Source organism: Hydrogenivirga sp., from assembly GCF_056450045.1.
Map to the genome: position 1 here is coordinate 1 of NZ_JBWONM010000056.1, position 26,461 is coordinate 26,461.

At 52.6% G+C, this 26,461-nt stretch carries 25 protein-coding genes and 1 pseudogene; 15 read left to right on the forward strand and 11 right to left on the reverse strand.

All coding sequences use genetic code 11. The annotated features are described in order from the left end of the window. The 5 genes from fdxH to AC1HCM_RS02200 form a co-directional block, all read right to left on the reverse strand. On the reverse strand, positions 1-820 hold an 820-nt coding region (gene fdxH / locus AC1HCM_RS02180; RefSeq protein WP_479460138.1), incomplete at its 3' end, for a formate dehydrogenase subunit beta. 13 nt (positions 821-833) lie between these two features. Beyond that, the gene (gene fdnG / locus AC1HCM_RS02185) at positions 834-3,890 is read right to left on the reverse strand and encodes a formate dehydrogenase-N subunit alpha (RefSeq protein ID WP_479460139.1); all 3,057 of its coding nucleotides are present in this window, start codon (positions 3,888-3,890) and stop codon (positions 834-836) included. Positions 3,891-4,126: 236 nt separating this feature from the next. Then, positions 4,127-5,029 carry a selenium metabolism-associated LysR family transcriptional regulator gene (locus tag AC1HCM_RS02190; RefSeq protein WP_479460140.1) on the reverse strand — a complete coding sequence of 301 codons (903 nt, stop codon included), beginning with the start codon at positions 5,027-5,029 and terminating at the stop codon, positions 4,127-4,129. Between the two features lies 1 nt (position 5,030). Further along, complete coding sequence (gene selB, locus AC1HCM_RS02195) at positions 5,031-6,782, reverse strand: selenocysteine-specific translation elongation factor (RefSeq protein WP_479460141.1); 1,752 nt, start codon at positions 6,780-6,782, stop codon at positions 5,031-5,033. Further along, entirely contained in the window at positions 6,779-6,901 is a 123-nt protein-coding gene (locus tag AC1HCM_RS02200; RefSeq protein WP_479460142.1) for a hypothetical protein, read from the reverse strand. Before AC1HCM_RS02200 ends, selB begins: the two co-directional genes overlap by 4 nt. 20 nt (positions 6,902-6,921) lie before the next feature. On the opposite strand from AC1HCM_RS02200, the gene selA reads away from it, so the two are divergent. The 7 genes from selA to AC1HCM_RS02235 all read left to right on the forward strand — a co-directional run bounded on the left by selA (position 6,922) and on the right by AC1HCM_RS02235 (position 13,305). Next, positions 6,922-8,274 carry an L-seryl-tRNA(Sec) selenium transferase gene (gene selA / locus AC1HCM_RS02205; RefSeq protein ID WP_479460143.1) on the forward strand — a complete coding sequence of 451 codons (1,353 nt, stop codon included), beginning with the start codon at positions 6,922-6,924 and terminating at the stop codon, positions 8,272-8,274. 124 nt (positions 8,275-8,398) lie between these two features. After that, on the forward strand, positions 8,399-9,361 hold the full coding sequence (selD, locus tag AC1HCM_RS02210) for a selenide, water dikinase SelD (RefSeq protein ID WP_479460162.1): 963 nt from the start codon (positions 8,399-8,401) through the stop codon (positions 9,359-9,361). Between the two features lie 40 nt (positions 9,362-9,401). Further along, positions 9,402-9,611: a sulfur carrier protein ThiS gene (gene thiS / locus AC1HCM_RS02215; RefSeq protein WP_479460144.1), complete on the forward strand. Its 210-nt coding sequence runs from the start codon at positions 9,402-9,404 to the stop codon at positions 9,609-9,611. Continuing rightward, complete coding sequence (locus AC1HCM_RS02220) at positions 9,612-10,163, forward strand: Uma2 family endonuclease (RefSeq protein WP_479460145.1); 552 nt, start codon at positions 9,612-9,614, stop codon at positions 10,161-10,163. Positions 10,164-10,167: 4 nt separating this feature from the next. Further along, the gene (locus AC1HCM_RS02225; RefSeq protein ID WP_479460146.1) at positions 10,168-10,971 is read left to right on the forward strand and encodes a thiazole synthase; all 804 of its coding nucleotides are present in this window, start codon (positions 10,168-10,170) and stop codon (positions 10,969-10,971) included. A gap of 52 nt (positions 10,972-11,023) precedes the next feature. Beyond that, positions 11,024-12,328, forward strand: coding sequence for a protoporphyrinogen oxidase (gene hemG, locus AC1HCM_RS02230; RefSeq protein WP_479460147.1), 1,305 nt, complete (start codon positions 11,024-11,026; stop codon positions 12,326-12,328). Continuing rightward, positions 12,325-13,305, forward strand: a complete 981-nt coding sequence (locus AC1HCM_RS02235; protein WP_479460148.1) for a VIT1/CCC1 transporter family protein — start codon at positions 12,325-12,327, stop codon at positions 13,303-13,305. The genes hemG and AC1HCM_RS02235 overlap by 4 nt, the downstream gene beginning before the upstream one ends. Here the strand turns inward: AC1HCM_RS02235 and lepB are convergent. The 5 genes from lepB to AC1HCM_RS02260 are packed head-to-tail and all read right to left on the reverse strand — an operon-like array spanning position 13,295 to position 17,664. Next, a complete protein-coding gene (gene lepB, locus AC1HCM_RS02240; protein WP_479460149.1) occupies positions 13,295-14,059 on the reverse strand; it encodes a signal peptidase I in 765 nt (254 codons plus the stop codon). The two genes, AC1HCM_RS02235 and lepB, sit on opposite strands and share 11 nt — an antisense overlap. Continuing rightward, positions 14,034-15,101, reverse strand: coding sequence for a dual-specificity RNA methyltransferase RlmN (gene rlmN, locus AC1HCM_RS02245; RefSeq protein ID WP_479460150.1), 1,068 nt, complete (start codon positions 15,099-15,101; stop codon positions 14,034-14,036). The genes lepB and rlmN overlap by 26 nt, the downstream gene beginning before the upstream one ends. Positions 15,102-15,110: 9 nt before the next feature. Then, positions 15,111-15,317 carry a DNA-directed RNA polymerase subunit omega gene (rpoZ, locus tag AC1HCM_RS02250; RefSeq protein WP_479460151.1) on the reverse strand — a complete coding sequence of 69 codons (207 nt, stop codon included), beginning with the start codon at positions 15,315-15,317 and terminating at the stop codon, positions 15,111-15,113. Continuing rightward, complete coding sequence (gmk, locus tag AC1HCM_RS02255; RefSeq protein WP_479460152.1) at positions 15,301-15,948, reverse strand: guanylate kinase; 648 nt, start codon at positions 15,946-15,948, stop codon at positions 15,301-15,303. Before gmk ends, rpoZ begins: the two co-directional genes overlap by 17 nt. Positions 15,949-15,960: 12 nt before the next feature. Next, positions 15,961-17,664: an ABC transporter ATP-binding protein gene (locus AC1HCM_RS02260; protein WP_479460153.1), complete on the reverse strand. Its 1,704-nt coding sequence runs from the start codon at positions 17,662-17,664 to the stop codon at positions 15,961-15,963. Between the two features lie 62 nt (positions 17,665-17,726). Here AC1HCM_RS02260 and flgG point away from each other — a divergent pair, with 62 nt between their 5' ends. The 5 genes and pseudogenes from flgG to AC1HCM_RS02285 all read left to right on the forward strand — a co-directional run bounded on the left by flgG (position 17,727) and on the right by AC1HCM_RS02285 (position 21,744). Further along, entirely contained in the window at positions 17,727-18,515 is a 789-nt protein-coding gene (gene flgG / locus AC1HCM_RS02265) for a flagellar basal-body rod protein FlgG (RefSeq protein WP_479460154.1), read from the forward strand. Then, positions 18,478-19,163, forward strand: a pseudogene (flgA, locus tag AC1HCM_RS02270) (flagellar basal body P-ring formation chaperone FlgA). Before flgG ends, flgA begins: the two are co-directional and overlap by 38 nt. A 102-nt stretch (positions 19,164-19,265) precedes the next feature. Next, positions 19,266-19,808 carry a ubiquinol-cytochrome c reductase iron-sulfur subunit gene (petA, locus tag AC1HCM_RS02275; protein ID WP_479460155.1) on the forward strand — a complete coding sequence of 181 codons (543 nt, stop codon included), beginning with the start codon at positions 19,266-19,268 and terminating at the stop codon, positions 19,806-19,808. 14 nt (positions 19,809-19,822) lie between these two features. Then, the gene (locus AC1HCM_RS02280; RefSeq protein ID WP_479460156.1) at positions 19,823-21,046 is read left to right on the forward strand and encodes a cytochrome b; all 1,224 of its coding nucleotides are present in this window, start codon (positions 19,823-19,825) and stop codon (positions 21,044-21,046) included. Then, positions 21,043-21,744: a cytochrome c1 gene (locus tag AC1HCM_RS02285; protein ID WP_479460157.1), complete on the forward strand. Its 702-nt coding sequence runs from the start codon at positions 21,043-21,045 to the stop codon at positions 21,742-21,744. Before AC1HCM_RS02280 ends, AC1HCM_RS02285 begins: the two co-directional genes overlap by 4 nt. On the opposite strand, the gene AC1HCM_RS02290 is transcribed toward AC1HCM_RS02285, so the two are convergent. Continuing rightward, a complete protein-coding gene (locus tag AC1HCM_RS02290) occupies positions 21,741-22,142 on the reverse strand; it encodes a hypothetical protein (protein ID WP_479460158.1) in 402 nt (133 codons plus the stop codon). The two genes, AC1HCM_RS02285 and AC1HCM_RS02290, sit on opposite strands and share 4 nt — an antisense overlap. A gap of 55 nt (positions 22,143-22,197) precedes the next feature. Between AC1HCM_RS02290 and AC1HCM_RS02295 the strand changes: the two genes are divergently transcribed. Genes AC1HCM_RS02295 through AC1HCM_RS02305 form a run of 3 tightly spaced genes read left to right on the forward strand, consistent with a single transcriptional unit; the run spans position 22,198 to position 26,446 of the window. Beyond that, positions 22,198-23,163: an ABC transporter substrate binding protein gene (locus AC1HCM_RS02295; RefSeq protein WP_479460159.1), complete on the forward strand. Its 966-nt coding sequence runs from the start codon at positions 22,198-22,200 to the stop codon at positions 23,161-23,163. Beyond that, positions 23,160-25,118 (forward strand): ATP-binding protein, encoded by a 1,959-nt coding sequence (locus AC1HCM_RS02300; protein WP_479460160.1) that lies wholly within the window; start codon positions 23,160-23,162, stop codon positions 25,116-25,118. Before AC1HCM_RS02295 ends, AC1HCM_RS02300 begins: the two co-directional genes overlap by 4 nt. After that, positions 25,115-26,446, forward strand: coding sequence for a sigma-54-dependent transcriptional regulator (locus AC1HCM_RS02305; RefSeq protein ID WP_479460161.1), 1,332 nt, complete (start codon positions 25,115-25,117; stop codon positions 26,444-26,446). The genes AC1HCM_RS02300 and AC1HCM_RS02305 overlap by 4 nt, the downstream gene beginning before the upstream one ends. Positions 26,447-26,461: the final 15 nt, after the last annotated feature.

Here is a 26,461-nt window from a genome sequence, read left to right on the forward strand (position 1 = left end):
AAAGGGCTATACTGCCGAGGGTCTTGAGAGGTCCCTTCCACAGTCCTATGCTCGCCTCAATCTTGGGCTCCTCCGGCAGGTTGTAGTCCTTAACGTGGTCTCCGTGGGGCAGGACGTATATGTAGCCTGTTCCCCCTACACCCTCAGGGTCGTAGAGGGTTGCGTTCTTGTAGCCCCTCTCTTTGAGCTGGGCGACTATCTTCTTGCCCTTCTCAATCATATCCTCTTTTAGTCCGAAGGTGAGGCAGTTCGTGGGGCAGGTCTTTACACAGGCGGGCTCAAGTCCGGCGGACACCCTGTCTATACAGAAGTTGCACTTCCAGGGCTTGTTGTTGGCGTCGTATCTGGGCACGTCAAAGGGGCACCCCACAAGGCACATCTTGCATCCGATGCACTTGGAGTGGTCAAAGTCAACCACCCCGTTCTGATACTGAACAACAGCACCCGGAGAGGGACAGGCTATCAGGCATCCGGGCTCTCTACAGTGCATGCACTGGTACTTGGTTATGAACCAGGTAAAGCCCCTTTCCGTCTCCCCTTCGTTGAACCTCATAAGCATGAAGAGGTCGTGCCTGAGGTCCGGGAGAGACTGATAGCTCACGAAGCCAAGTTTCTTAATCTCATCCTCTGTGAGTATCGGAGGGGTGAGGTCGTGCCATTGCTGACACGCAACTTCACATGCCTTACAGCCTATGCAGGAAGAGATATCAACCAGTATGGCTAACTCTGGATAGGTTTTAGTTGATGTATCTGGCTCTTTGGAGGCTGAAAGCCTCTTTATACCGAGCCCGACCGTTCCGCCCGTTGTCAAAGTGCTCATCTTTACACCTCCCTTATGCCTTCTCTATATTGCAGAGAAAAGCTTTAAACTCCGGCGTCCTTGAGTTGGGATCCCAGACGTTCGGGCTTATCAGGTTCGCTATTGATGCCTTTGCATTGTTACGCAGAATCTTGGCTGCGTAGCCCTGTATCCCTCCATGTATGGGTAGCCCTACGGTATAAACTGTTTTACCTGCTACGTTGAGAGGCTTGATCCTCTTGGTTACCATCGCAAAGGCTCTCACACTCGCCCGGGGTGTTTCTATCCTGACTATATCACCGTTCTTTATGCCTTTCTCTTTGGCAAGCTCTTCTGGGATCTCAACGAATACATGGGTTGGAAAGAGCCTCACAAGGGAGTAAACGTTGTTTGTCTGGAAGAAATAATGCTCAACCAGGTGATAGGTTGTAATCACGTAGGGATACTTATCAGGTGATGCAAGCAGGTCCATATCCGACTTGTAAACCTTTGCTATCGGGTTGTGGGGGACCTGAGGGTGAAGGACGTTCTGAACTGGGGACTCGTAGGGCTCGTAGTGCTCCGGTAGGGGTCCGTCCTTGAAGGTTGCGTAGCTTCTCGCTGCAAACAACCTTCCCCTTCCCTCCGGGAGCATTATGAAGGCACCTATCCCCTTCTCGGGCGGTGCGGTTGCGGCTGTGTCAGGAGTATCTCCAACCCATCTCCCTTTCTCGGGGTCCCATCTGAGGAGCGGTCTTTCAGGGTCCCAGGGTCTTCCCTTAGCATCGCAGGAAGCCCTGTTGTAGAGAACCCTCCTGTTGGCGGGCCAGTTCCATGCGTAGTTGGGATAAGTTCCCAGACCGAGGGGGTCGTGAAGGTCCGTCCTCTTGGCGAGGTTGCCCTCCGGCGGGAACACTCCGCAGTAGAGCCAGCCACCGCAGGCGGTTGATCCGTCGTCTCTGAGAGCTGTAAAGAGCCTGACCCTCTCCCCCTTCTTGTGTCCATCAACATCCCTCGTGTAGTACCCGTTTATCTCAGTCAGTATCTCCTCAGCGGTCGGATACTCAGGATTCTTGTAGGGCCACACGAGGTTAAGTATCGGGTCTGGGAAAGCTCCACCTTCCTTCTTATAAAGTTCCCTTATCTTCGTAAAGAACTTCCCGAATATCCAGTACTCGTCCTTGGCATCTCCTTCTGGGTCCACAGCCTTGTACTTCCACTTTACCCATCTTGCACTGTTGGTCATAGACCCCTCTTTGTTTATGAAATCCCCAGTGGGTAGGACCAGAACTTCGGTTTTTATATCTGCAGGGTTCACACCTTCCGCTTTCCAGAACTCGGCGGTTTCAGTCATAAAGCTGTCAAGAACGACCATCCACTTCAGGTTCTGAAGAGCCCTTATCGTCTTCTTGGCATTGGGCGTGTTATTAACGAAGTTCAGAGCGGCTGTAACCAGACCCTCCATCTTGCCCTTGTACATATCATCAATGAACTCATCCCAGGAGTTGTAGCCCTTCTCGGGTTTGTAGAGGTAATCGTAGGCAAAATCGTTTTCAGGCGTTGCCGCATCACCCCACATACACTTGAGAAAGCTTATGTAAAACTTGGGATAGTTAGCCCAGTAGTTCATGCTGGTAGGATGGAGCTTTTTGGGCGTATGGTTCCTTAGATGTTGAGCCAGCGTTTGTTCCTCAGGTTTGGGGGGCTTTATGTAGGTGGGGAGGTTCTTGTTCTGTCCGGCAAGGTCTGTCATGCCCTGAACGTTTGAGTGCCCCCTGAGGGCGTTTATACCCCCTCCCGGAACCCCTATGTTCCCGAGAAGAAGCTGAAGCATGCAGGCTGTTCTTATGAGCTGGGTTCCGTAGGAGTGCTGTGTCCAGCCCAGAGCGTACAGGATCGTCATGTTCTTCTTAGGAGACCCGCACTCAGCAACCTCCTTTGCCACCCTGAGGAATTCTTCCTTACTACAACCGCATATCTTTGAAACCACCTCGGGTGTGTAGCGGGAGAAATGTTCTTTGAGAATGTTCAGGACGCACCTGGGATGTTTCAGGCTTGGGTCCATCTTAGGATACCCGTCCGGACCGAACTCGTAGTCCCAGCTGGAATTGTCGTAGCTCTTGGTCTTGGGGTCGTAGCCGGTAAAGAGCCCGTCCTTGAAGCCGAAGTCCTCCCTAACTATGAAGGGTGCGGTAGTGTGTATCTTCACATACTCCTTCTGATACTTCTCGTTCTGGAGAACGTAGTTTATCAATCCGCCGAGGAAGGCTATATCGGAGCCCGGTCTTATCCTGACGTATATGTCCGCAACCGCGGACGTCCTGTTGAATCTCGGGTCAACGTTTATTATCTTGGCTCCCCTTTTCTCTCTTGCCTTTATAGCCCACTTGAACCCGCAGGGGTGGTTCTCCGCCGGATTTCCACCCATGACGAAGACGAGGTCAGAGTTGGATATGTCTATCCAGTTGTTGGTCATAGCGCCTCTGCCGAAGGTTGGGGCCAAACTGGCCACCGTGGGTGCGTGTCATATAGTCGCCTGTGTCTCTCGCGCCGATAGACCGAGGGCTATACCGACCTTGACCATGAGCCACCCTTCCTCGTTTCCGAGGGGTGAGCCCACAGCCCAGATTATGGAGTCGCACCTGTTCACAACGTTCCCCGCTCTGTCCTTATGGACAAAGGTTCTGTCCCTCGTGTCCTTCACCCACCTTGCGAACTTCTCAATAGCCTCATCCCAGCTTATCTCTTTCCATTCGCTCGCACCGGAGGGCTTGTAAAGAGGCTTTTTGAGCTTGTACGGTGAGTTTATAAGGTCCTTAAGTGAAGCCCCCTTAGGACAGAGGGTTCCCCTGTTTATAGGGTCGTCGGGATTCCCCTCTATGTGGATTATCCTCTCCTTGACGTTCATCGCTCCGTCCGACAGGGAGTAGGCGAGTATGCCACAGGAGACAGAGCAGTAGGGCCATATACTCTTTGTGACCTTTGCCTTGGCTATCTTTAGCTCCCTGACACGGGCATGAGCCTGACCGAGGTTAAACCCCAGCCCGCCGGCGATACCGGCTCCAAGCCCGCCTGCCGAGAGCTTGAGGAATCCCCTCCTTGAGATATCCATCTTTCCACCTCCTTGACAAGGATTTACCCTCTAATTTACGTTCCTATGTCTCTTGGGGCAAAGAAGGGGGTTATGAACAGGCATTCAGTAAGGGGTTCGGTTATGTCTCTGATGTATTCTTTTAAGCACTGAGGGGCAAAAATTATATGAATTTAGTTAAATATAGATCTCCTTATATGCAAAAACTCTTATATAGAAAGCTTGAAAGTTAACTTTTCAATTTCACGATAGCAATTTTAAAACAACGTTTTAGCTCTTAGCTTTAGAAACTCCAGGAGTTCCTGGGCGCCCGTTGATATAGGTCTGCTTGTGTCTCTTACAAGGTAAAAGCTCCTCGTTATGGGTTCAAAGCCGGAGACCCTCAGCTTGATCAGGAAGCTGTCACCACGCACTACGAGGTCAGATAGGAAGCTAAAAGCCCTCACGTGTCTGAGTAGAGATCTTATAGCCTCGTTGCTCCCCAGAGTCGCTATCACGTTCATATCCCTTAAGGAGAGACCGTGTCTGCGCAGAGCCTCTTCAACCCTACTCCTCGTTCCGGAGCCCTCTTCCCTTATTATGAGGGGAAGGGTCCTGATCTCTTCCAGAGAGTAAACCCTCTCCTCCAGCTCTGGGCTTCCAACTGCCCATATCCTGTCCTCGTAAAACTTTATGAAGTCAAGGAGCTTCCTCTCGGGAAGGTAGCCCACAACCCCGAAGTCAAGCTCCCCCTTTGCAACGCCCCTGTATATATTTTCGCTGTCCCCTATCACGAGCTCAACGTTCATGTTTCCTCTGTAAGTGCTCAGGAACTCACCCACGAGCTCGGGCAGTATCAGGTTGCCCGGGACACTGCTCGCACCAACCCTGATGAGACCCCCTCTCCTTCCCGAGAACCTGCCTATGTCCTCAATGAGGCGGAGCTTAAAGTCCATAAGCTCCCTCGCATAGTCGTAGAGCCTGTCCGCTATCGTCGTGGGTACGAGGTGCCTTCCCTTCCTGTAAAAGAGCTTCTGTCCCACCTGCTTCTCAAGGTTCTTAAGGTGAAAGGATAGGGTTGACTGGGAAGCGTGAAGACACTTGGTAGCCTCTGTAAGGCTCCTCTTCTCATAGACGCAGCAGAAGATCTCAAGGAGCTTAAGGTCTATGTCCCTCAACATATCAAACCCTCCATACCCTTTCCTTTTCCCTCCTCTCCGTCATGCCGAGGTGGTCAAGGTACTCAAGGAGGGGTATGAGGTACTTCCTCGTTAGCCCGAGCTTTCCCTTTGCCTCCTGAAGGGTAAAGCTTCTCCCGAGCTCCCTCAGCTGCTTGATGTATTCCCTCAGAAGCTCGTCCGATATGAGGAGAAACTCCCCGAGCCTGTGAACCCTCTTCCTCTTGATGGCTATCTGGAGAACGTCCCTTGGCACACCGACACTGAAAAGCTCCCTCTCCTCCTTTATCCCCTCTTTCAGAATCTCCATCACCCTGACGAAGTCAGGGTTCTTCTCAAGCTCGCTCCTCCTCTCGTCAAGGATATACTCTCCCACGAGCCTTATGCCCGGTATCTCAGAGACAAGATGTTCAAGGAGCTCATCGCCCAGCCCAAGCCTCTCTAAAGCCTCAGCCTTTGGGATACCGAAGCTCCCCTCACCCAGCCTTCTCTCCACCATTGACCTGAGCCTCTCTTTCAGGAGCTCCACCACCTCAAGGGGATAGAACCTGCCCCCAACCTTTACGGAGATGTCTTCAAGCCTTCCCGTGTTTGGAGCCCTCCCGGTCATCCTCCAGAAGAGCTCACCGCTGAGCCCCTCCGTTCCCATTTCCTTGAGAAGGTAAGCCTCAAAGTTCTCCCTCAAGAGTTCTGCCCTTTCTCTGATGAACCTCTTCTTCCTGACCCTGACGGATGGGTGGAGAACCTCTCCCCCGCCTGCGAGCCTCCCGGTGGAGTCAAGGATCACGAACCTGTCTCCCTTCCGGGCTACCACCTCCTCCTCAAGCCTCAGTATGTAGAGCCCTTCTCCGAGAGATGAAAACCTTCCCCTTACCTCCCTCATGCCGAAGAAGGCGTAGTAGACCCTGCCGCTCCTGAGCTCCGCCTCTGAGCTTATTATCATGCTCTTTCCCTTTACGTAAGTGTCCGGCTTAAGAATCCAGAAGCCCCTCTCCACCTCCCCCGCCTCCACCTCCGGCAGGTTGAGTGCCACCCTCTCCCCCGCCTCCGCCTCCCTAACGAAGACCCCGTGGTTCTGAATCCTCCTGACCCTCGCCCTCCTTCCTATTGGCTCAACCACAACCTTTTCTCCTTCCCTCACATGACCCTCAACACAGCTCCCCCTCAGGACGGTCCCGTGCCCCTTAACAGGAAAGGCTGAGTCTATGAGAACCCTGAGGGGCATCTCCCTCCTTCCACCGAGGGAGCTCTGTGCCTGCTCTCCCAGAACCTCCTTGAGCTCATCAATGCCCTCACCCGTTAAGGCAGAAACCTTCAGGATGGGAAGCTCAAGGCCTTCACCCTTCAGAAACTCCCTCAGCTCTTCCTCAGCAACGGGAAGGAGCTCCGAAGGGGTTTTATCTATCTTCGTAAGGACGGCTACGCCGTGTTTTACCCCCAAGCTCTTAGCCACCTCCATGTGCTCCCTCGTCTGGGGCATGACCCCCTCTCCCGCATCAACGACGAGAAGGACTCCCGAAACGCTTGAAAGCCCCGCTATGGCGTTCTTTATGAACCTCTCATGTCCGGGGACGTCTATGAGCTCAAGGCGAAGGCTCCTTTCGGGGTAATCTATGTAGGCAAAGCCCAAATCAATGCTGAGACCCCTCCTCTTCTCCTCGGGGAGCCTGTCGGTGTCAATGCCGGTGAGCTTCTTTATCAGGGTAGTTTTGCCGTGGTCAACGTGACCAGCTGTTGCAAAGAGAACGTACCTCATCTTCTGTACTCTATGTGAACCTTTCCCCTAACGCCTATATTAAGCTCCTTCTCGTTCCCGCTCTTTGAGGAGCAGGAGAGGAGAAGAGCCAGAAGGCTGAGCAAAAGCAGAACCCCCATCAGGTAATAAAATACACCTAATGGAGAAGCTATTGAGGAATATTCCTCAGGTTTCAAGGATAATTGAGAGCTTCAGAGGTAAGTATCCCGAGGAGCTCGTAAAGAGAGCGGCGAGGGAGATAACGGAGCTCTACAGGAGGGAGATACTGGAGGGAAGAAGAAGGAGCGTTGAGGGGATATACAGGGATGTGGAGCGAAGGATAGAAGAGCTACTCTCTCCCAGCCTCAGGAGGGTGATAAACGCTACAGGAGTTGTGATAAACACTAACCTCGGAAGGGCTCCCCTTGGCGAAGAGGTGGCTGAGTTCGTTGAGAACATAGCTAAGGGATACTCAAACCTTGAGTACGACCTCTGCACCGGCAGGAGGGGAAGCAGGAACTCCCACCTTGAAGAATACCTGAGAGAGCTAACGGGTGCGGAGGCAGCCCTCGTCGTGAACAACAACGCATCGGCGGTCTTTCTCATACTGAACACCCTCGCCTCGGGCAGGGAGGTGGTGGTCTCAAGGGGCGAGCTCGTGGAGATAGGGGGCAGCTTCAGGATACCGGACATAATGAGGAGCTCGGGAGCCATCCTCAGGGAGGTTGGGACTACCAACAGGACACGTCTGAGGGACTACGAGGAAGCCATATCGGAGGAGACAGCCCTTCTTATGAAGGTTCACAGGAGCAACTTTTACATTGAGGGATTCACCGAAGAGGTCTCCCCTCAGGAGCTTGCGGATCTCGGAAGGCGCTATGGACTGCCCACCTACTACGATGCCGGTAGCGGTCTTCTCCTTGAGCTCAAGGAGTTGAAGGCAGAGTGGGGAGAGTTCAGCTTCTCTCAGGTTCTCAGCTCAGGCGTTGACCTCGTCTCGGGGAGCGGCGACAAGCTCTTGGGAGGACCGCAGGCTGGGATAATCTTGGGGAGAAGGGAGCTGATTGAGGCTGTGAAGAGGAATCCGCTCCTGAGGGTTGTGCGAATTGACAAGCTCACCCTTGCGGGGCTTGAGGCTACCTTACGTCTCTACAGGGAGGGCAGGGTAAGAGACATCCCCGTAATAAGGATGCTCTCTGAGGGAGAAGAAACCCTGAGGAGAAGGGCTAACAGACTCAGGAGGCTTCTGAGGGACCTGAAAGAGTTTGAGTTTGGGGTTGTGAAGGACCGGGCAAAGCCCGGTGGGGGGACTCTCCCCAAGCTTGAGCTCCCGACCTACTGCCTCACGGTAGAGCACAAACAGCTGACAGCTCAGGAGCTTGCCAATAGGCTCAGGAACGCCCAGCCCCCGGTCGTGGGAAGGATAAGGGAGGACAGGCTCCTTCTTGATATGAGAACGGTCTCGGATTCCGAGCTCAGGCTAATAAAGGAAGCCTTCAGGAGCATCCTTTGAATTTTTAGAACCTTCTTGAAACCCTGATTTCAAAATCTCTAAGGAGATCGGGAAGAGGGAGCTGTAAACTTAACCTATGGCGGAGCTTCTTAAGCTCGTGAGGTCCTCTGGCTGAGCGGCAAAGCTGGGTCCGGGGGACCTGCAGGCTATCTTGGAGGGGCTTTCCCCGTACACCGACGAGCACACACTGCTCTCGGTGGGGGACGATGCGGGCGTTTACGAGTACGGTGGGGTGGTATGGGTTCATACCCTTGACTTCATAACGCCCATACTCAACGACCCCTACCTGTGGGGAGCGATAAGTGCAGCCAACTCCCTCAGCGATGTGTATGCCATGGGAGGGATACCTCTCAACGCTCTGGCTATAGTTGGCTTCAACAACTGCGACCTTGACCTGGACGTATTCAGGGATGTTATGAGAGGTGCTGTTGACAAGCTCAGGGAGGCTAAGACAGTCCTCCTGGGCGGGCATACAATAGACGATAAGGAGCCCAAGTTCGGGCTGGCGGTAGCCGGCGTATGCCCTGATGGCAGGTACCTTACCCAGAGCGGGGCGAGACCGGGACAGCTCGTCGCCCTCACAAAGCCGGTGGGAACAGGGATAGTAGTAAAAGCCTTAAAGGAGGGACTCCTCAGCGAGGGGGACATAGGACACGTCATTGAGAACATGCTCAGGCTCAACGACAGCTCTTCGGAGCTGGCGAAATCTATAGGTGCAACTTCCTGCACCGATGTTACGGGCTTTGGACTTTTGGGTCATGCCTACAACATCTGCAGAAACTCCGATGTGGGGATGAGGCTCTTCTTTGAGAAAGTTCCCGTTTATGAGGAGGCTGTAACCTTTGTCAGGAAGAAGCTCTTTCCAAAGGGGGCAAAGGACAACCACTCCTTCGTGAAGGACTACCTCAGGAGCGAGCTTGAATGGTGGAAGATACTGCTCCTTTGTGACCCTGTAACATCGGGGGGTCTCCTCTTCACCTTTGAGCCCCATAGAAGGGAGGAGCTTGAAAGGGAGGCTGAGGATAGGGGTGTCAGCCTCTGGATTATAGGTGAGGTAATAGGAGAGAGAGCTTTGGAACTCCTCTGAGAGCTTGAAGGCGCTATCCCCCCTGCCTTATATTTTTCTTATGACAAAGGTGTTCGTAAACGGAGAGGAAAAAACCCTTGATAGAGAGCTCACAGTGATGGAGCTCTTGGAGCTCATGGAGATTAAGTTCAGAGAGGTAGGTCTTGCTGTGGCTATAAACGAGGAGGTGGTCCCCAAGTCTGAATACCAAACAAGAAGGGTGAAGGAAGGCGACAGGATAGAGATAGTCCAGCTTGTTGGAGGAGGTTGATTGAAGGTCAGGCTTCTGCCCCACTACAGCGTTGAGGACTGGGAGCAGTGGGAAGGCAGGTGGGAGCTCATAGAGGGAATACCCTATGCTATGTCTCCCATGCTTACACCGAAACACCAGCTCATATCTACAAACATATGCACTCTGCTGAAAGAGGAGCTTGAAGAGTGTGAAGACTGCATCTGCCTCATATCAATTGACTGGCAGGTCTCCGAGGACACTATCCTTGAACCCGACAACCTCATAGTTTGCTCTGAGAACCTTGAGGAAGAGCTCTTTTCCAAAAAGAGGCTTTACTTCCCGCCCAAGGCTGTCTTTGAGGTTCTCTCCCCTTCAACTAGGGAGAAGGACAGGATTACCAAGTATGAGATATACGAGAGGGAAGGAGTCAAATACTATGTGATGGTTGACCCAGACACTCAAGAGGTTGAGATATACGGTCTTGAGGGAGGAAAGTACAGAGAACTGGGTAGGTTCAGGGGAGAAGGCGAGTTTACCTTTGACCTGGGAAGGTGCAGAGCTAAATTAGATTTCTCTAAGATATGGAGGTGAGCAGATGACAGACTACGAAAGGCTCCTTCAGGAGGACCCCTTTGAGATCGCCGGAAGGCGCTTCAGGTCAAGGCTCATAATAGGCTCCGGTAAGTTCAAGAGCTTTCAGCAGAACAAGGAAGTCCTTGAGGCATCGGGAGCCGAGATAATAACGGTCGCCGTAAGGAGGGTGAACATAACAGACCCCACCAAAGAAAACCTCTTAGACTACATAGACCCGAAGAAGTACCTGATACTCCCGAACACCGCAGGCTGCTACACCGCAGAAGAAGCTATTAAGACAGCTATGCTTGCGAGAGAGGCTACGGGAATAAACTGGATAAAGCTTGAGGTTATAGGAGACCAGAAGACCCTCCTGCCGGATATGGAGCAGACCTATGAAGCTGCCAAGGTGCTTGTGAAGGAAGGCTTCGTTGTCCTTCCCTACATCTTTGACGACCCTGTCTTTGCCAAGAAGTTTGAGGATATCGGCTGTGCTGCCGTTATGCCCCTTGCGGCGCCCATAGGCTCTGGCTTGGGACTCCAGAACCCCTACAACATAATGTTCATAAAGGAAGCGGTCTCCGTTCCCGTGATAGTTGATGCAGGGATAGGGAGCGCTGCAGACATACCCCCCGTGATGGAGCTCGGCGTTGACGGGATACTCACCAACACCGCCCTTGCGGAGGCAAAGGACCCCATAAAGATGGCTGTCGCCATGAAGTACGCCACCATAGCGGGAAGGCTCTCCTACCTCGCCGGGAGGATGCCCAAGAGAGCCTACGCGGTGCCCTCCTCGCCCACGAAAGGGGTCCCCTTCAAGTCCTGAGCTGTTTTAAACCATAAAAGGACCCCTTCGGGGTGGTTTAGAATAGCTCTCCATGAGAGATATAGTAATCATAGGCTCGGGTATATCCGGGCTCTCAACCGCCTACAGGCTTAAGAAGCTCGGCTACGATGTGGTCGTTTACGAGAAGGATGAAGAGATAGGCGGCAACATCAAGACAAGAAGTGAGTTAGGCTACACCTTTGAGCTCGGACCCCAGACCATCCTCGCCGATGAAGAGGTTATGGACTTCTTCAGGGAGGTTGGAATAGAGCCCCTTGTAGCCTCCCCCTCTTCAAAGAACCGGTACATATACAGGAAGGGAAGGCTCATACCCCTTCCCCTCAGTCCCCTCTCCTTCCTGACCTCTCCTCTCCTCTCCCTCTCCGCAAAGCTCCGCGTTCTTAAGGAGCCCTGGGCTCCCAAGCCCATAAAGAACGAGGAGAGCGTGGCAGACTTCGTCAGGAGGAGGCTCGGGGAGGAGTTCCTTGACTACATTGTAGCTCCCTTCGTTTCAGGGGTTTACGCAGGAGACCCCGAGAAGCTCTCGGTAAAGTACGCCGTTCCCAAGGTTTACGCCCTTGAAAAGGAGTTTGGAAGCCTCCTCAAGGGAGCCCTCAAGAAGAAGTCCCTCGGACCGAAGGGAAAACTCGTCTCCTTTGAGGGAGGACTGAAGACCCTTATAGAAAAACTCGCCCAGGAGCTGGAGATAAAGAGGGAGAACGTAGTCCTCAGGATAAGGAGGAAGGAGGACAGGTTTGTTCTTGAGACAAGGGGTGGGAAGGTAGAGAGCAGAGCGCTCGTGGTTTCCTCCCCAGCCTACACAGCCTCTTACCTCCTTAAGGACCTCTCCTGGAGTGCCTCCCTGGAGTTTGACAGGATAGATTACGTTCCTGTTATCGTGGTCAACGTGGGTGTGGAGGCGGGCTCTGTTCCCGAAGGCTTTGGTCTGCTCGTTCCGAGGAAAGAGGGCAAGAGAATACTCGGTGTTATCTTCTCCTCAAAGCTCTTCCCCGGAAGAGCTCCCGAAGGAAAGGAGCTCCTCACCCTTTACCTGGGAGGGGCTACCGACAGGGAGGTCCTTGAGCTTTCCGATGAGAGGATACTTGAGATAGTTCAGGAGGAGCTGAGGGAGATACTCGGCATAGGGAGCTTTGACTTTTACCACATCCAGAAGTGGAAGAGGGCTATACCCCAGTACACGCTGGGATACGGTAAGTACATTGAGCTCGCCAAGGAGATGGAGGAGGTTCACAGGGGTCTCTTTCTGACGGGTAACTACCTCAGCGGTGTGTCCGTGGCGGACTGCATAAGATACTCCAAAAAGAAGGCAGAGGAGGTAAGAGAGTTTCTGGGATGAGACCTCTCACGGAGTATGCTAAAGAATTCTACCTGAATGAGGTAAACGATTACAGACTTTACTCCGAGCTTGCAAAGAGGACCAAGGATGTGGAGCTCAGGACCTCTCTGGAGAGAATAGCCAACATGGAGAAGGGGCACGCCCGCTTCTGGAGGGAGTTCCTGCGGAGAAGGGGAGAGGAGCTGCCAGAGGTTAGGGGGAGGTTCTTTCAGAGCTTTGTTCTTCTTCTGGGTAGGTTTATAAATCCCTTACTACTCGTATCCCTTCTTGAGCTGGGGGAGTCCAGTGCCTACACCCAGTACTACCGCTTTCTGAAGGAGAGAGGCTCCGAGCTTTCGGAGGATGAAATTGAGAGGCTGAGGTCTGTGATACTTGACGAGCTTTCCCACGAGAGCACCTTTCGGGAGAAGGTTGAACAGCTCGGGCTGGCCAACGTGAGGGACATGGTCCTCGGTATGAACGACGGTCTCGTTGAGCTTCTCGGTGTGGTTGCCGGTCTCTCCGCTGTTTACAGGAACGAACCCTCCCTTGTCGGCTGGAGCGCGGTGGTTGTAGGAGTTGCGGGAGCCTTGTCCATGGGTGTGGGTGCCTTCATATCCGTTCGCTCCCAAAGGCAGGTGAACGAGGCGAGCAGGGAAAGGGAGAAGATTCTGGCAGAGGTCTCGGGAAGAGAGGCAAAACTTGAAGACTCCGTCTCCGAGAACGAGATTCGCTCCGCCCTCTTTACGGGTCTCTCCTACCTGCTCGGCGTTGTATTCCCTGTGAGCCCTTACTTCTTCAGCTCAAGCTCAATCAGTGCCCTCTATCTCTCCCTTCTCTTAGCCCTCCTCGTTCTGCTCGTAGTTGCGGGCTTTATAGCCCTTCTTTCGGGAATTTCCTTTAAGAAGAAAGCCCTTGAGATGGTTCTTTCGGCAAGTTTTGCCGCAGGGGCAAGCTTCGGCATAGGAAGCCTCGTTAAGTACTTCGTCAATATATGAAGTAGGTTCCTATCCTGTCAAACCTCGGGTGGAGCAGAGCCAAGAAGAGCTGGCGAAAGCCGGTGAAGAAGGTGACTTCATCGGGTGTGAGGGGTGGGACCTTTCCCGAGAAGTATATGACAAAAGCCTTCCCGACGATGTTCTCTCTGGGAACGAAACCCCAGAACCTGCTGTCCTCGCTGTTGTCCCTGTTGTCCCCCATGACGAAGTAGTGCCCGGGTGGAACGCGGAACTTCACACAGAGGTTGTACCTCTGCTCAAGGCACTCCTCGCCGTTGTAGGAGACAAGACCTGCAACCTTCGTAGGGTAGGCTGAGTACCAGACCCTGTGCCTGACGACCTTCCCATCAACGGGTATGCTCTCCTCAAACTCGTAGTAAAACCTTCCGTTGAAGTTCCTAAGACTCTTGTACTTAAGGGCATACTCCTTCCCGTTCACCTTGACCTCGTAAATCTTTATCTGAGCCTTCTCATCGTAGAATTCCCTGAACTCAACGAGGTCTCCCGGTCTGGCTATCAGCCTCTTGATGTAGTCAAGGGAGGGGTTTACCGGGTACTTGAAGACCACTATATCCCCCCTTCTTGGCTCTGAGAGCCTGTAAACGAGCTTGTTCACGAGTATGAAATCACCTATCAGGAGGGTGGGCTGCATGGAGGCGGAGGGTATGTTGAAAGCCTGAACGAGGGTAGCCCTTATCAACAGGACTATCGCTATAATTACGGCGAACTCAATCAGCCACTTCTGTGGTTTCATGTAAGTGAGATTTTAACACATCCCTCCTCGTCCTCAGCTGTCCACAGGCTCCGAAGACCTCAGTTCCCTTGCTGAACCTCACGAAGGTTGATATTCCCCTGTCCCAGAGGACTCTCTGAAATCTCAGAACCCTCTCAAGGGAGGGTCTCTCGTAGGGAAGGTTTGGGTCTGGATTGAAGGGTATCAGGTTCACCTTGAACCTCTTCCTTGCCCTACCTACGAGCTCTGCCAGCCTTCTTGCGTCCCTTTCAGAATCGTTCACCCCCTTTATGAGGACGTACTCAAGGGTTATCCTCCTGTAAGGCGGTAGAGGGAAGTTTCTGAGGGCTTCCATCAGCTCCTCAAGGGGGTTGGTCTTTGTCAGGGGCATCAGAGCCTCCCTTGAGCTCTGAGAGGGGGAGTTAAGTGAGACCGCTAAGTTCAGCTCTCTCATCAGGGGGTCCCGAGCCGCGCGCCTTATCTGGCTGACTATCCCGCTAGTTGATATCGTCACCCTCCTCTTGGAGAGGTCAAAGCCCCAGGGGGAGGTCATTATGAGGGCTGCCTTCCTGACGTTCTCATAGTTAGCCAAGGGCTCGCCCATGCCCATGAAGACCACGTTCCTTATCCTCTCCTCTGTCTGAAGCTGGACCTGAAGGAGCTGGTCCACTATCTCTTCCGTCCTCAGATTTCTCTTCAGACCGTCAAGGGCTGTTGCACAGAAGCTGCACCCAACCGCACAGCCTATCTGGGAGGAAACGCAGAGGGTGAGGTGGTCCCTCTCCTTTATCAGGACGGTCTCAAGGATATGCCCGTCCTCTGTGCTGAAGAGGAACTTCGTCGCATCGGGAGCCTCAACCCTCTCAACCATCCTGAGGGGGTGGAAGGAGAAATTCTCTTTTAGCAGGCTCCTGTGCTCCTTTGAAAGGTCTGTCATGAGGCTGAAGTCCGTAGTTAGCTTCTTGTAAAGCCACCTGAGAACCTGGTCAGCCCTGTAGCTCTCAAGCCCGAGGGCTGAGAACTCTTCTTTTAGCTCCCGTAAAGTCAGTCCGGTTATGAACATTCTTATAAATTAACCCTCTTTGACCACCTTGACCTTCCCCTTCGCTATGTCCTCAATTGACTGGAAGGTCTTCTTTATGAGCTCTCTCTCCCCCCTTATGAAGAAGTCATCACCCTCCTGAAGGAGCTGCATTGTCCTCCTGACAGCGGCGTGAACGAGCTCGTACCTTGACTGGACCTGCTTGAGGGCGTTCTCTATATCAGGTCTCCTTGACATAACACTCACCTCCTTCTATAAGATTCCTGACCTCCTCGTTGGGGAGGAGCTTCTTGAGGTTCTTGAGGACATCGTCCCTTTCACACCTCGTAGCTATTATGATGCTCTTGAGCTGCTGGGTAGCCTTGTCCACGAAGTCGTTAATTATAATATAATCAAAGCTCTTCGCACAGGGTATCTCCCCTTTGGCGGTCTTGAGCCTTTCCTCCGCATTCCTGTCCCTGTAACCCCTGCCTATCATCCTGCGCTTGAGCTCGTCCATGGACGGAGGGAGCAGGAAGATGCTCACCGCATCGGGATACATCTTCTTCACCTTGAAGGCTCCCTGAACATCTATCACGAGTAGGGAGTCGTACCCCTCTTTAAGATTTCTCTCCACCTGGTCCTTCGGTGTTCCGTAGTAGTTTCCGTAAACGTTGGCGTACTCAAGGAAGAGACCCTTCTCAATCCCCTCCTCAAACTCCTCCTTGCTCATGAATATGTAATCAACACCCGGCTCCTCGCCGGGTCTTGGCTCTCTTGTGGTGACGGTAACTATCCTTCTTATCCCGTCCACCTGCTGGAGGAGCTTTCCCGCTACCGTGCTCTTGCCTGTTCCGGAAGGAGCGGAGAGAATGAAGAGCTTAGCCATACCCCCTAAGGATTATACCACCTTGCCCTCCTTGAAAATCCTGAAGAACTCACCCTTCCTCTCAATCAGGGTGTAGAAGTTTCCCTCCTCAACTATCTCACCTTCCCTCAGGACAACGATTCTGTCGCACTCCATGACGTTTGAGAGCCTGTGGGCTACTATCAGCATGGTCCTCCCCTCAAAGAAGCTGAATATGTTTCTGAGAAGCCTCTTCTCTGTGTTCATGTCAAGGGCGGAGGTTGCCTCATCAAGGATAACTATCTCGGGGTTTTTCAGAAAGAGCCTCGCTATAGAGAGTCTCTGTCTCTCTCCTCCCGAAAGGGAGTAACCCCTCTCCCCGACTACGCTGTCAAGTCCTCTATCCATCCTCTCAACAAAGTCGCACAGAGCCAGCCTGAGAGCCTCCCATATCTCCTCGTCGGTCGCCTCCGGTTTTGCTATGAGCATGTTCTCCCTTATCGTTGCATTCAGGAGGAAGGTGTCCTGAGTAGCCATGCCAATTCTCGCCCTCAAGGAGCGAAGCTCAAAGTCCCTGAGCTCTGTACCGTCCACCCTGATGGAGCCCGTGTAATCTATGAGCCTTGGTATGAGCTTGACCAGAGTGCTCTTTCCCGAGCCGGTGTGCCCCACTATACCGACCCTATCCCCCCTGCTGACCTTAAGTCTTATATCCTTGAGAATCCACCTGTCCTCAATCAGAACACCGGCGTTTAAGAACTCCACCCCTTCCTTAAGACCTTTGAACTCAAGCTCTCCGTCCCTCTCCTCCTCCATGCCCAGCATCTCCCTTACCCTCGCAACAACAGGTAGGGAGCCTCTCAGGTTCATCAGCGACTTCTGAGTCTCCAATATGGGAGGCTGAACCATGAAGAGTGCTGTAAGGTAAGAGATGAAGTCTCCCGGCGTCATGTGCCCCTGAAGTATTCTGTAACCACCGTAAGAGAGAACCCCTGCCACCACGAGGTAGCCGAATATGTAGTTTATTGCTGTGTTCCCAGTTATGTAGAGCTCAGACTTGACCAGCGACCTGTAGATTTTCTCGTTGAAACGCTTGAAAGACTCAAGGAGCTTTCCCTCCGCTGAAAAGACTTTGACGTTCTCTATACCCTGCAGTGTCTGAGAAAGAGTCTGGGTGAGCTCCGCCGTGCCCTCCTGACTCCTCCTGAGGTGCTTTCCCTTCTTGGAACCGAAGTACCTGACGGTCAGGCTCATGACCGGTATGGCAACAGCAAGGAATAGGGTGAGGAGTGCATCCCTGTAGAGAAGAACCCCTATGAGGGCTATACCTACGAAGGGCTCCCGAAGGAGAACGGGTATCTGGTCAACGAGTATCTGCCTTATCCTGTCCACATCGCTGACTATTCTGCTAATTATGTCTCCTGCTGGTCTCTTTATGAAGAAGGAGTAGGGAACCTTCAGGAGCTTCTCAAAGACCTCCTCCCTTATGTCCCTGAGAGTTTTCTCCGAGGCTATGCTGACCAGATACTTGGACAGGAAGAAACCCACCTGCATCGTAAGGGCTGAGGCGAGGAGGAGCAGTATCGTTAGACTGAGCTTCTCTTGGTCCCTCAGTATGAAGACGTCATCAATCACCCCCTTCACGAGGAGGGTTATCACCGTTGCGCCTCCCGACTGAAGCAGTGAGCCAACGAGGGAGAGAAAGAGAAGGGGGAGGTAAGGCTTTAGCTTCCTTACTATCCATACAAGGTTTTCCATCCGACAAGAAATTATAAACGTCGTCCGCCATCTGCCGATTAAAACCTACAAGGAGGTGTTCCATGTTCAGAGCGCTCTGGACTTCAGCTTCTGGTATGACCGCCCAGCAGACGAACCTTGACGTTATATCCAACAACATGGCTAACGTAAACACGGTGGGCTTCAAGAAGATGAGGGCGACCTTTCAGGACCTCGTCTATCAGACCGTAAGGGAGCCCGGAGCACCCACATCACCCATCACCCGCTCTCCCTCCGGCTTCCAGATAGGGCTGGGGACATACGTAGCGGATACATACGGCATATTCACCCAGGGTAACATCACCCAGACGGGAAACACCCTTGACATAGCTATACAGGGAGACGGCTTCTTCAAGGTGGTTATGCCCGACGGGACGATAGCCTACACGAGGAACGGTCAGTTCCGCCTGGACAGGGATGGCAGGATAGTCAACAGCGATGGCTATCCCTTAGACCCTGAGATAAGCATCCCTCCGGATGCCATCAGCATAGGGATAGGTGCGGACGGAACGGTCTCAGTCTTCAGGCAGGGGGCGACCACCGTTGAGGAGGTTGGCAGGATTGAGCTCGCCAAGTTCATAAACCCTGCAGGGCTCAGGAGAATAGGTAACAACCTCTACGTTCAGACTGATGCCTCTGGAGACCCTATAATAGACAACCCAGGAAACCAGGGGCTCGGAACTCTCCTGCAGGGCTACCTTGAGTCTTCAAACGTGAACATAGTGGAGGAGATGGTAAACTTGATAATTGCCCAGAGGGCTTACGAGTTCAACACGAAGGGGATAACCGCTGCTGATGAAATGCTCTCCCAAGCAGCTAACCTGCATCGTTAGCCTTCTCATACTCATCCTAAGCACGAGTCTGGCTGGGGTTCTAGATGAAGAAGGTGTAAGGAGGCTTGCATCTGAGGAGCTCAATAGGACCTTCGGTGATAGGGTAAAGCTCAAAGAAGTCCAGGTATTTCTCAGCAGACCCATTAACTACCAAAGGATTGAGAGAAAGTCCCTGAGCCTTACGAAAGGTTCTCCGAGGGGGAGCTTTCATATCTACCTGAAAACTAAAAAAGGGCTCAGAAGGGTGAGCGCAAGCCTCGTTGTGCTCTGGAGGTGCGAGGTTCTGATAGCTACGGAGCGGATACCAAAGGGGGAGAGGCTCTTCCCCTGGCAGACAGCCCTTGAGAGGAGGTACATGAGTAGGTGTCCAAAGCGGTCAATATCTCGGGAGGAGCTCCTCAACTACGTTACCCTCAGGCAGATCCAGAAGGGAGAGCTTATAAAGAAGAGCTACCTTAAAAAAAGCCCCTCGTAAGGAAGGGAGACGAGGTTGATGTAATCTTCAGGAGCGGGAACCTTGAGATAGGCTTCAGGGGTGAAGCCCTTGACACGGGCTTTTACGGGGACACGGTCAGGGTCAGATCTCTGAACACAGGCAAGATACTGAGGGGAAGGGTTATCTCCGAAGGTAGCGTTCTCGTGAGGTGATATAAAACCGTTATAAGAGACACTCATAAGAGTATTAGAAATTTTTTATATGATAAATGACATATAGGTCATGATAAAATATCGGGGTCAGGAGGTAAGGAGATGGAAGCTTCAAGAAGGGACTTCATCAACGTAGCCATAGGTGGCATGGGAGTTATAGGAGCCCTCGGGGTTCTTTACCCGATTGTGAAAACCCTCGCTCCGAGCGCAGCCTCTACCACGGAGGCTAAGGTTGAGGTTGATATAAGCAAGGTGCCCGAGCTGGGCGTTAGGGTGACCTCCTACAAGGGCAAGCCCCTCTTTGTCCTCAAGCTTCCCAAGGACCTGACTATTGATAAGTACCAGGTTAAGAAGGAGCAGGTCAACAGTGCGGGGAAGCTCAACTACGACATACTCAAGGGACACGATGTCTTTGCCCTGATAGGTGTGTGCACCCACCTGGGCTGTATTCCCCTCTGGAAGCCTGAGGGTAGCGAGGATGTGAAGGCACCCTACCTCCATTGCCCCTGTCACGGCGGTCTTTACACACCCTGGGGCGATAACATAGGTGGACCACCTCCGAGACCCCTCTTCGTACCACCCCAGAAGCTGGAGGGAAGCAAGCTCGTTGTCGGTGAGCCTGGATTTGTGGATAAGCTCGTTTAAGGGAGGTAGATGAGATGCTCAAGCGTGTGGTTGACTGGATAGATGAAAGGGCGCACGTGAGGGAACTTTACAGGGAGCAGATGGTTGAGTACAAAGTACCCAAGAACCTCACCTTTCCCTACGTCTTCGGTGTTCTGGCTCTGACAACCTTCGCCATACAGATAATCTCGGGAATAATCCTCATAATGTACTACAAGCCCCTTATAGCCCACGCCTTTGACAGCACCAACTTTACTATAATGAGAGAGATATCCTTCGGATGGCTCTTTAGACACATACACGCTGCGGGAGCCAACTTCTTCTTAGCTATAGTTTACCTTCACATGTTCACAGGGATTTACTACAACGCCTACAAGAAGCCGAGAGAGCTCGTATGGATAATAGGCTGGGTTATATTCTTCGTTCTCCTGATGACAGCTCTATCGGGATACCTGCTCCCCTGGGGACAGCTCTCCTACTGGGGTATGGTGGTTACAACTGAGATACCCATGTCTCTGAAGGAGGCTCCCTTCCTGAAGGGACTCCTCGGTGCGATAGGTGAGACCATATCCATCTGGATGAAGGGTGGCTACAAGCTTGAGGACCTCGCTCTGGGCAGGTTCTTCGGTCTTCACGTCCTCTTCCTGCCACTTCTGTTGATGATCCTCGTCGGTATACACCTCTTCCTTGTGAGGGCTGCAGGCATATCCAACCCAGACGGTTATGAGATAGACAAGAAGGCGGAGCCCGAAAAGGTCGTTCCCTTCCATCCCTACATGACCCTCAAAGAGGGTGCCTACACCATGTGGTACCTCGCCCTCTTCTTCTTCTTCGTGTTCTTCCACATGTCCCACTTCCTGCCGGCGGACAACTTTGAGCCAGCGGACCCTCTGAAGACGCCACCCCACATAGCACCCGAATGGTACCTGCTCGGCTTCTACGAGATATTCAGATCCATACCGAGTAAGTTCTGGGGATTCGTTGCCTTTAACCTGTCCCTCATATTCCTCTTAATACTTCCCTTCCTTGACTTTTCACCTATAAAGAGCGCAAGGCGCAGACCCCTCTTCTTCATAATGTTCATGGTGTTCGTAATATCCGCCATTGCCCTCACTATACTGGGGACCATGGCTCCCACACCTGCGAACGCAAAGCTCGGTATGTTCTTCACCTTCACAACGTTCCTCTTCTTCCTGTCCCTGCCGGTGATTTCCTTCCTTGAGTGGGGATGGTACAAAGCAAAGGGAGGTCAGTCATGAGCACATGGGGATTGATAAAGACGGTCTTCTTTACGGCGCTGACGGTTGTCTTCTTCTTCATAATATGGGTCAAGAACCCCTTCACCCACCACGCTGAGTATGAGATTCCCGATGAGGCTGAGAAGATAATAAATGACCCTAAGGCTGCGGCTGAGGGCAGAGAGCTCTTCAAGCAGAACTGCACGAGCTGTCACTCCCTCAGGTATGATGGTATCTACCTCATGTCTGTAACCGCAAAGCCCGAGTGGTCAAAGATAGAGAAGAGCATGGGAAAGCCCATCCTTGAGGAGAAGGATGGCAAGCTTAAGGTCAGGGGCTACTTCGTTCCGAGGGACGTTTACGAATCGGTTGCCTTCGCTGACCTCCAGGCTCTGAAGGCTTCCTTCGGTAAGATTCCTCCCGACCTCTCCACCATGTATCTCTCAAGGGGTGCAGGTTACCTCTACAACTTCATATCCGACCCTCAGAAGGTTCTCCCGGGAACCTCAATGCCCAAGCTCTTCTTCCCAGAGTACGACAAGGAGGCTCCCAAGAAGGTAGCCAAGATAGTGGCCTACATGAGGTCTGTGAACGAGCCTCCTCCCGGCGAGAAGGCAAAGAGGGCTCTGATGGGCGTTGTGACCATAGCCTACTTCATAGGCATGGGTGCACTTCTCTGGCTCTACAGGAAGAAGGTGGTCGCTTCTATGAAGCACTAAAGCTCGGGTGCCCACCCGAGCCTCACCTTCTTAAACTTGACCGTTGCCGTCATGTAACAGACCCTTCCCTTCTCAATCAGACCGCACTTTTTCAGAAGGTCGTTGAGCATGAATATCTTTAAAAAGAGCTTGAGGTTCTTCAGGTCCTTCTCCTTTCTGAGCTCCTTCTTTAGCTCTCTCTCAAACCAGGATAGGTTCTCCCTGAACCTTATGCCGTACTTTATCTGGGCTACATAAGTCTTGTCATCTATTTTGACCATGTTTATGAGCCTGACATCAACCACATCTCCGAACCATCGGTACCTTCCCTCAAGGACGTTTTTGACATCCTTTATCTGGGGTTTGCTCTCGCAGGACAGGAGCAGAAGGAGAAAGAGGGGTAAAAGCTTTCTTATCATGGCGATTAGTCTAACTTATGTTCGGTGCTGAGGGTAAGGGGTTATATTTTCCTTGATGAGGTTTTTGTTTTTGCTTTTGCCCTTCCTATTACTTCTCGGGTGTGAGGTGGGCAAGAGGGAGAGCTACAGGATAGCCCTCTTCATCTCGGGAGAGGGGAGGATGGGAAAGGTGAGGGGCTTTCAGGAGGGTCTCAAGAACCTCGGTCTTGAAAAGGTTACCTACGACCTCTACGAGGGCGACAACACCCTCAGCCGTATGAGGGAACTTGCTCAGGAGCTCGCCCTCAGAGAGGAGGAGTACGACCTGATAGCGGTGGGGGGAAGCTTAGAGGCTTACATGATAAAGGAGGCTTCGGGTAAGCTGAAGACTCCCGTTGTGATACTCGGCGGGACGAGTATTCTCCAGTGGGGGCTTACGAAGAGCCTCTCAAACCCCTCTGAGAACATAACGGGGGTTGATAACCTCAATGCGGAGCTGATGGAGAAGAGGGTTGAGCTCTTTACCAAGATGTTTCCCAACATAAAGAAGGTGCTCGTCTTCTGCAACCCCCAGTTTGAAGCATCAAAGAACGCAACGAGGATAACCATAAGGGCTGGCAAGAAGTTCGGCATAAAGGTTGTTCCGCTGAGCGTGAAGGATGTGAAGGAGCTTGAGTACATAATCAGCCATATGAAGGAGGACGGCTACAGGGCGATAATAATAACCCCCTGTTTTTACACCGAGAACTTCCTGACAACTTACATACTCCACTACGCCAACTTCCACCAGATACCTGTCTTCTGCCACTCCCCCGGGCTCGTTAAGAAGGGATGCCACGTAGCCTACGGAACATCTGGATACGAGCAGGGCTTTCAGGCTGCCCACATAGCCTACAAGATACTCAACGGCTCCCCCGTAAAGCACGTTCCCTTTGAGAGGGCTTACTACCCCCGACTGGCGGTCAACGAGACAGCCCTCACAGAGCTCGGTGTGGGTTACAACAGGGAGTTCTTCACCTACGTTGATGAGGTGGTTAAATGAGGCTCTCCCTGAAGGCACGGGTTATCCTGCTCCTCTCCGTACTCACCCTCATACCCATCGCTCTCTTCTTCTACCACAACTCAGCGATGAGGGAGAAGATACTCCAAGACAGGCTCAGGTTCAACAGCCTCTACGCATCCTCTGTGGTGAGCAGGGTTGAGCTCTTCTTAGAGAGGGTGATGTCCGAAACGAGCTCCCTCGTTTACCTTTACAGGAACTTTGGTTTTTCTGAGGAGGAGATAATCTGGAGGATTACGGGACATGTTAGAGGGATATTTGAGGGGGCTTTTTACTCCCCCGACGGGATACTGATGTCCTCCGCCAGCAGGGAGCTGACCGAGCCGAAGTTTGAAAAGTTTGTGGAGCTGAAGAGCTCAAGGAGGATACTCGGTATCCTTTACACCCAGTACAAGGAGCCCTTCCTCAGAATAGTTGTTCCCGACGTTGAGGACGGAGTCCTGAAGGGTTACTTCCTCTTCTCCCTTGACCTATCCCTCTTCTGGCAGTCGGTGGTGTCCGCAAAGCCCTCACCGAGCGTTGAGGTTTTCCTCGCCGATGAGAGGGGGAACGTCCTTGCCTTCAGCGATATGAGGTTCTCCGAAAGGGAGAGGATACCCTTCCGGAGGGGTCTATACAGGTCGTCCCTGACTGGTACGGACGTTGTGGGCGTCTATACAAAGAGTGAGGACGGGAAGTGGGTCGTTTTCGTTGAAGAGCCTGTAAACACTGTCCTCAAGCCCCTATACAGCTTCCAGCAGAAGGCTCTCGTTGCAGGCTCTATCTTCGTTCTGAGCGGAGGCATCTTTGCCATATTCGTCTTCCTGAGGATATTCAGGCCCCTTGAGAACCTGAAGAACTACGTCATCTCTTGGGAAGAGGAGAACATAAGGAGACCCATAGAGTCTGGAGACGAGGTCAGTGAGCTATCCCAGGCTTTTGAGAACCTGATAAAGAGGCTTCAGGAGGAGAGGAAGCTCTACTTCTCCCTCTTTGAGAACACCCTGGACGGGATAGTGGTCTTCAACTCTGATAGAAGGGTAATAGACGTGAACAGAACAGTCCTTGAGCAGTTCGGCATAGAGAGGGAGGACATCATAGGGAGGAGGATGTCGGAGCTTATAGGTGAGGACCTTCCCTTCAAGAGCCTCTTCTTCACTGAGAGGAGGGTGAAGCTCAGGGAGGAGGTATTCTGTCAGCTGAGGCAGGAGGTTCTCAGGATTGAAGGGAACCTGTACATCCTCTGGAGGCTGAGGGACGTCTCAAGGGAGAAGGAGCTGAGCGTCCTCCTTGAGCAGACAGCCAAGCTGTCCCTTGCGGGAGAGATAGCCTGCTCGGTAGCCCACCAGATAAACAACCCCCTTGCCTCAATAATGGGCTATTCGGAGAGCCTGCTCCTGAACGTTGAGGACGAGGGGGTTAAGAAGAAAGCAGAGGTGATATTCAAGCAGGCTCAGAAGTGTGCGGAGACGGTAAGGAAGCTCCTTGACGTCGGCAAGCCCTTTGAGGGGAAGCCAGATCACGTGAAGCCCGAGGAGGTTACCGTTGAGGCTATAAATATGCTCTCCCCGAAGGCAAAGCGGAAGGGTGTGAGAATTGAGTTTGAGAGCTCCCTCAACGGAGAGAGGATATTCACCTTCCCCTGGCAGATTGAGCAGGTACTCATAAACATAGTGGACAACGCAATTGATGCGGCTTCTGAAGGTGGGAGGGTTAGGGTCAGTCTCTACAAGGAAGGCTCACGGGTCGTTTGGAGGGTTGAGGACAACGGTCCCGGGATAGAGAAGGAGGAGCTTGAAAGGATATTCAAGCCCTTTTATACTACAAAGCCCTACGGGACTGGCTTGGGTCTCCCTCTTGCGAGGAGGTTTATTGAGAACCTCGGCGGTGAGCTGAGGGTTGAGAGTGAGCCCGGAAGGGGGACGATGGTTGAGATATACGTAGGAGAGGGGAAATGAGGATTCTCGTTGTTGAGGACGATGCAGACTTTAGGGAGCTTCTCGTTGAGCACTTTCAGGGACTTGGCTATCAGGCTGAGGGTGCCCCCGACAGGGAGGAAGCTTATGAGATGCTTGAGGAGAAGGACTACTCTGTTGTACTCCTAGACCTCTTTCTGCCCGATGGCAACGGCATGGAGATACTGGAGTGGATAAGGGAGAACTCCCCCCTTACTGAGGTTCTCGTCATAACGGGGCACGGGACGATAAAGACTGCGGTTGAGGCTATGAAGCTGGGAGCTTACGACTTTCTGACGAAGCCCTGCTCTCTAAGGGAGGTTGAGATAACGGTAAAGAAAGCGCTTGAGTCAAGGGGGATAAAGAGGGAGAACTTACTTTACAGGAAGGAGAAGGACCTCTCCCTTGACTACGGGGGCTTCGTATTCCAGAGCAAGGCGATGCTTGAGGTGGTGAGTCAGATTGAGAGGATAGCCTGCTCGGACTGTCCCGTCCTTATAACGGGAGAGTCGGGTGTGGGGAAGGAGGTTGTGGCAAACCTTATCCACCGCAAGAGTGAAAGGGCTGACAGACCTATGGTATCCCTGAATATCGCCTCAATACCGAAGGAGCTTATGGAGGCTGAGCTCTTCGGCTACGAAAAGGGAGCCTTCACGGGTGCGGACAGGGGGAAGGAGGGCTTCTTTGAGCTTGCGGACGGGAGCACCCTCTTCCTTGATGAGATAGGTGAGATGGAGCCGTCCCTTCAGGCAAAGCTCCTGAGGGTGCTGGAGACCAAGAGGTTCTACAGGGTCGGCGGAAGGAGAGAGATAGAGAGCGACGTTAGGGTGATAACAGCTACAAACAGGGACCTGAAGAAGCTCGTTCAGGAGGGAGGCTTCAGGGAAGACCTATACTACAGACTCAACGTTGTTGAGATAAACATCCCACCTCTGAGGGAGAGGAGAGAGGATATACTGCCCCTCGCCTACCACTTCCTGACCCTCTTCAACAGGAAGTACTCAAAGAGGATAAAGGGCTTTTCCTCGGAAGCTGAAAAACAGCTCCTCTCCTACCCCTGGTATGGAAACGTGAGGGAGCTCAAGAACATAGTGGAGAGGGCGGTTCTCTTCTGCGATTCGGGAGAGATAGGAACGGAAGACATCTCCTGCCTCTTTACCCACAGGGAGGGTGAGGACAGGAAAGAGTTTAAGACTATAAAGGACTTGGAGAAGGAGTACATAGTGGAGATACTTAGGCAGGTGAACTTCAACAAAAAGAAGGCTGCCCAGATCCTGGGCATACCCCTCAGGACCTTCTACCGCAAGCTGGAGAGCTACGGTATAAAGTGAGTGCCAATCTGGCAA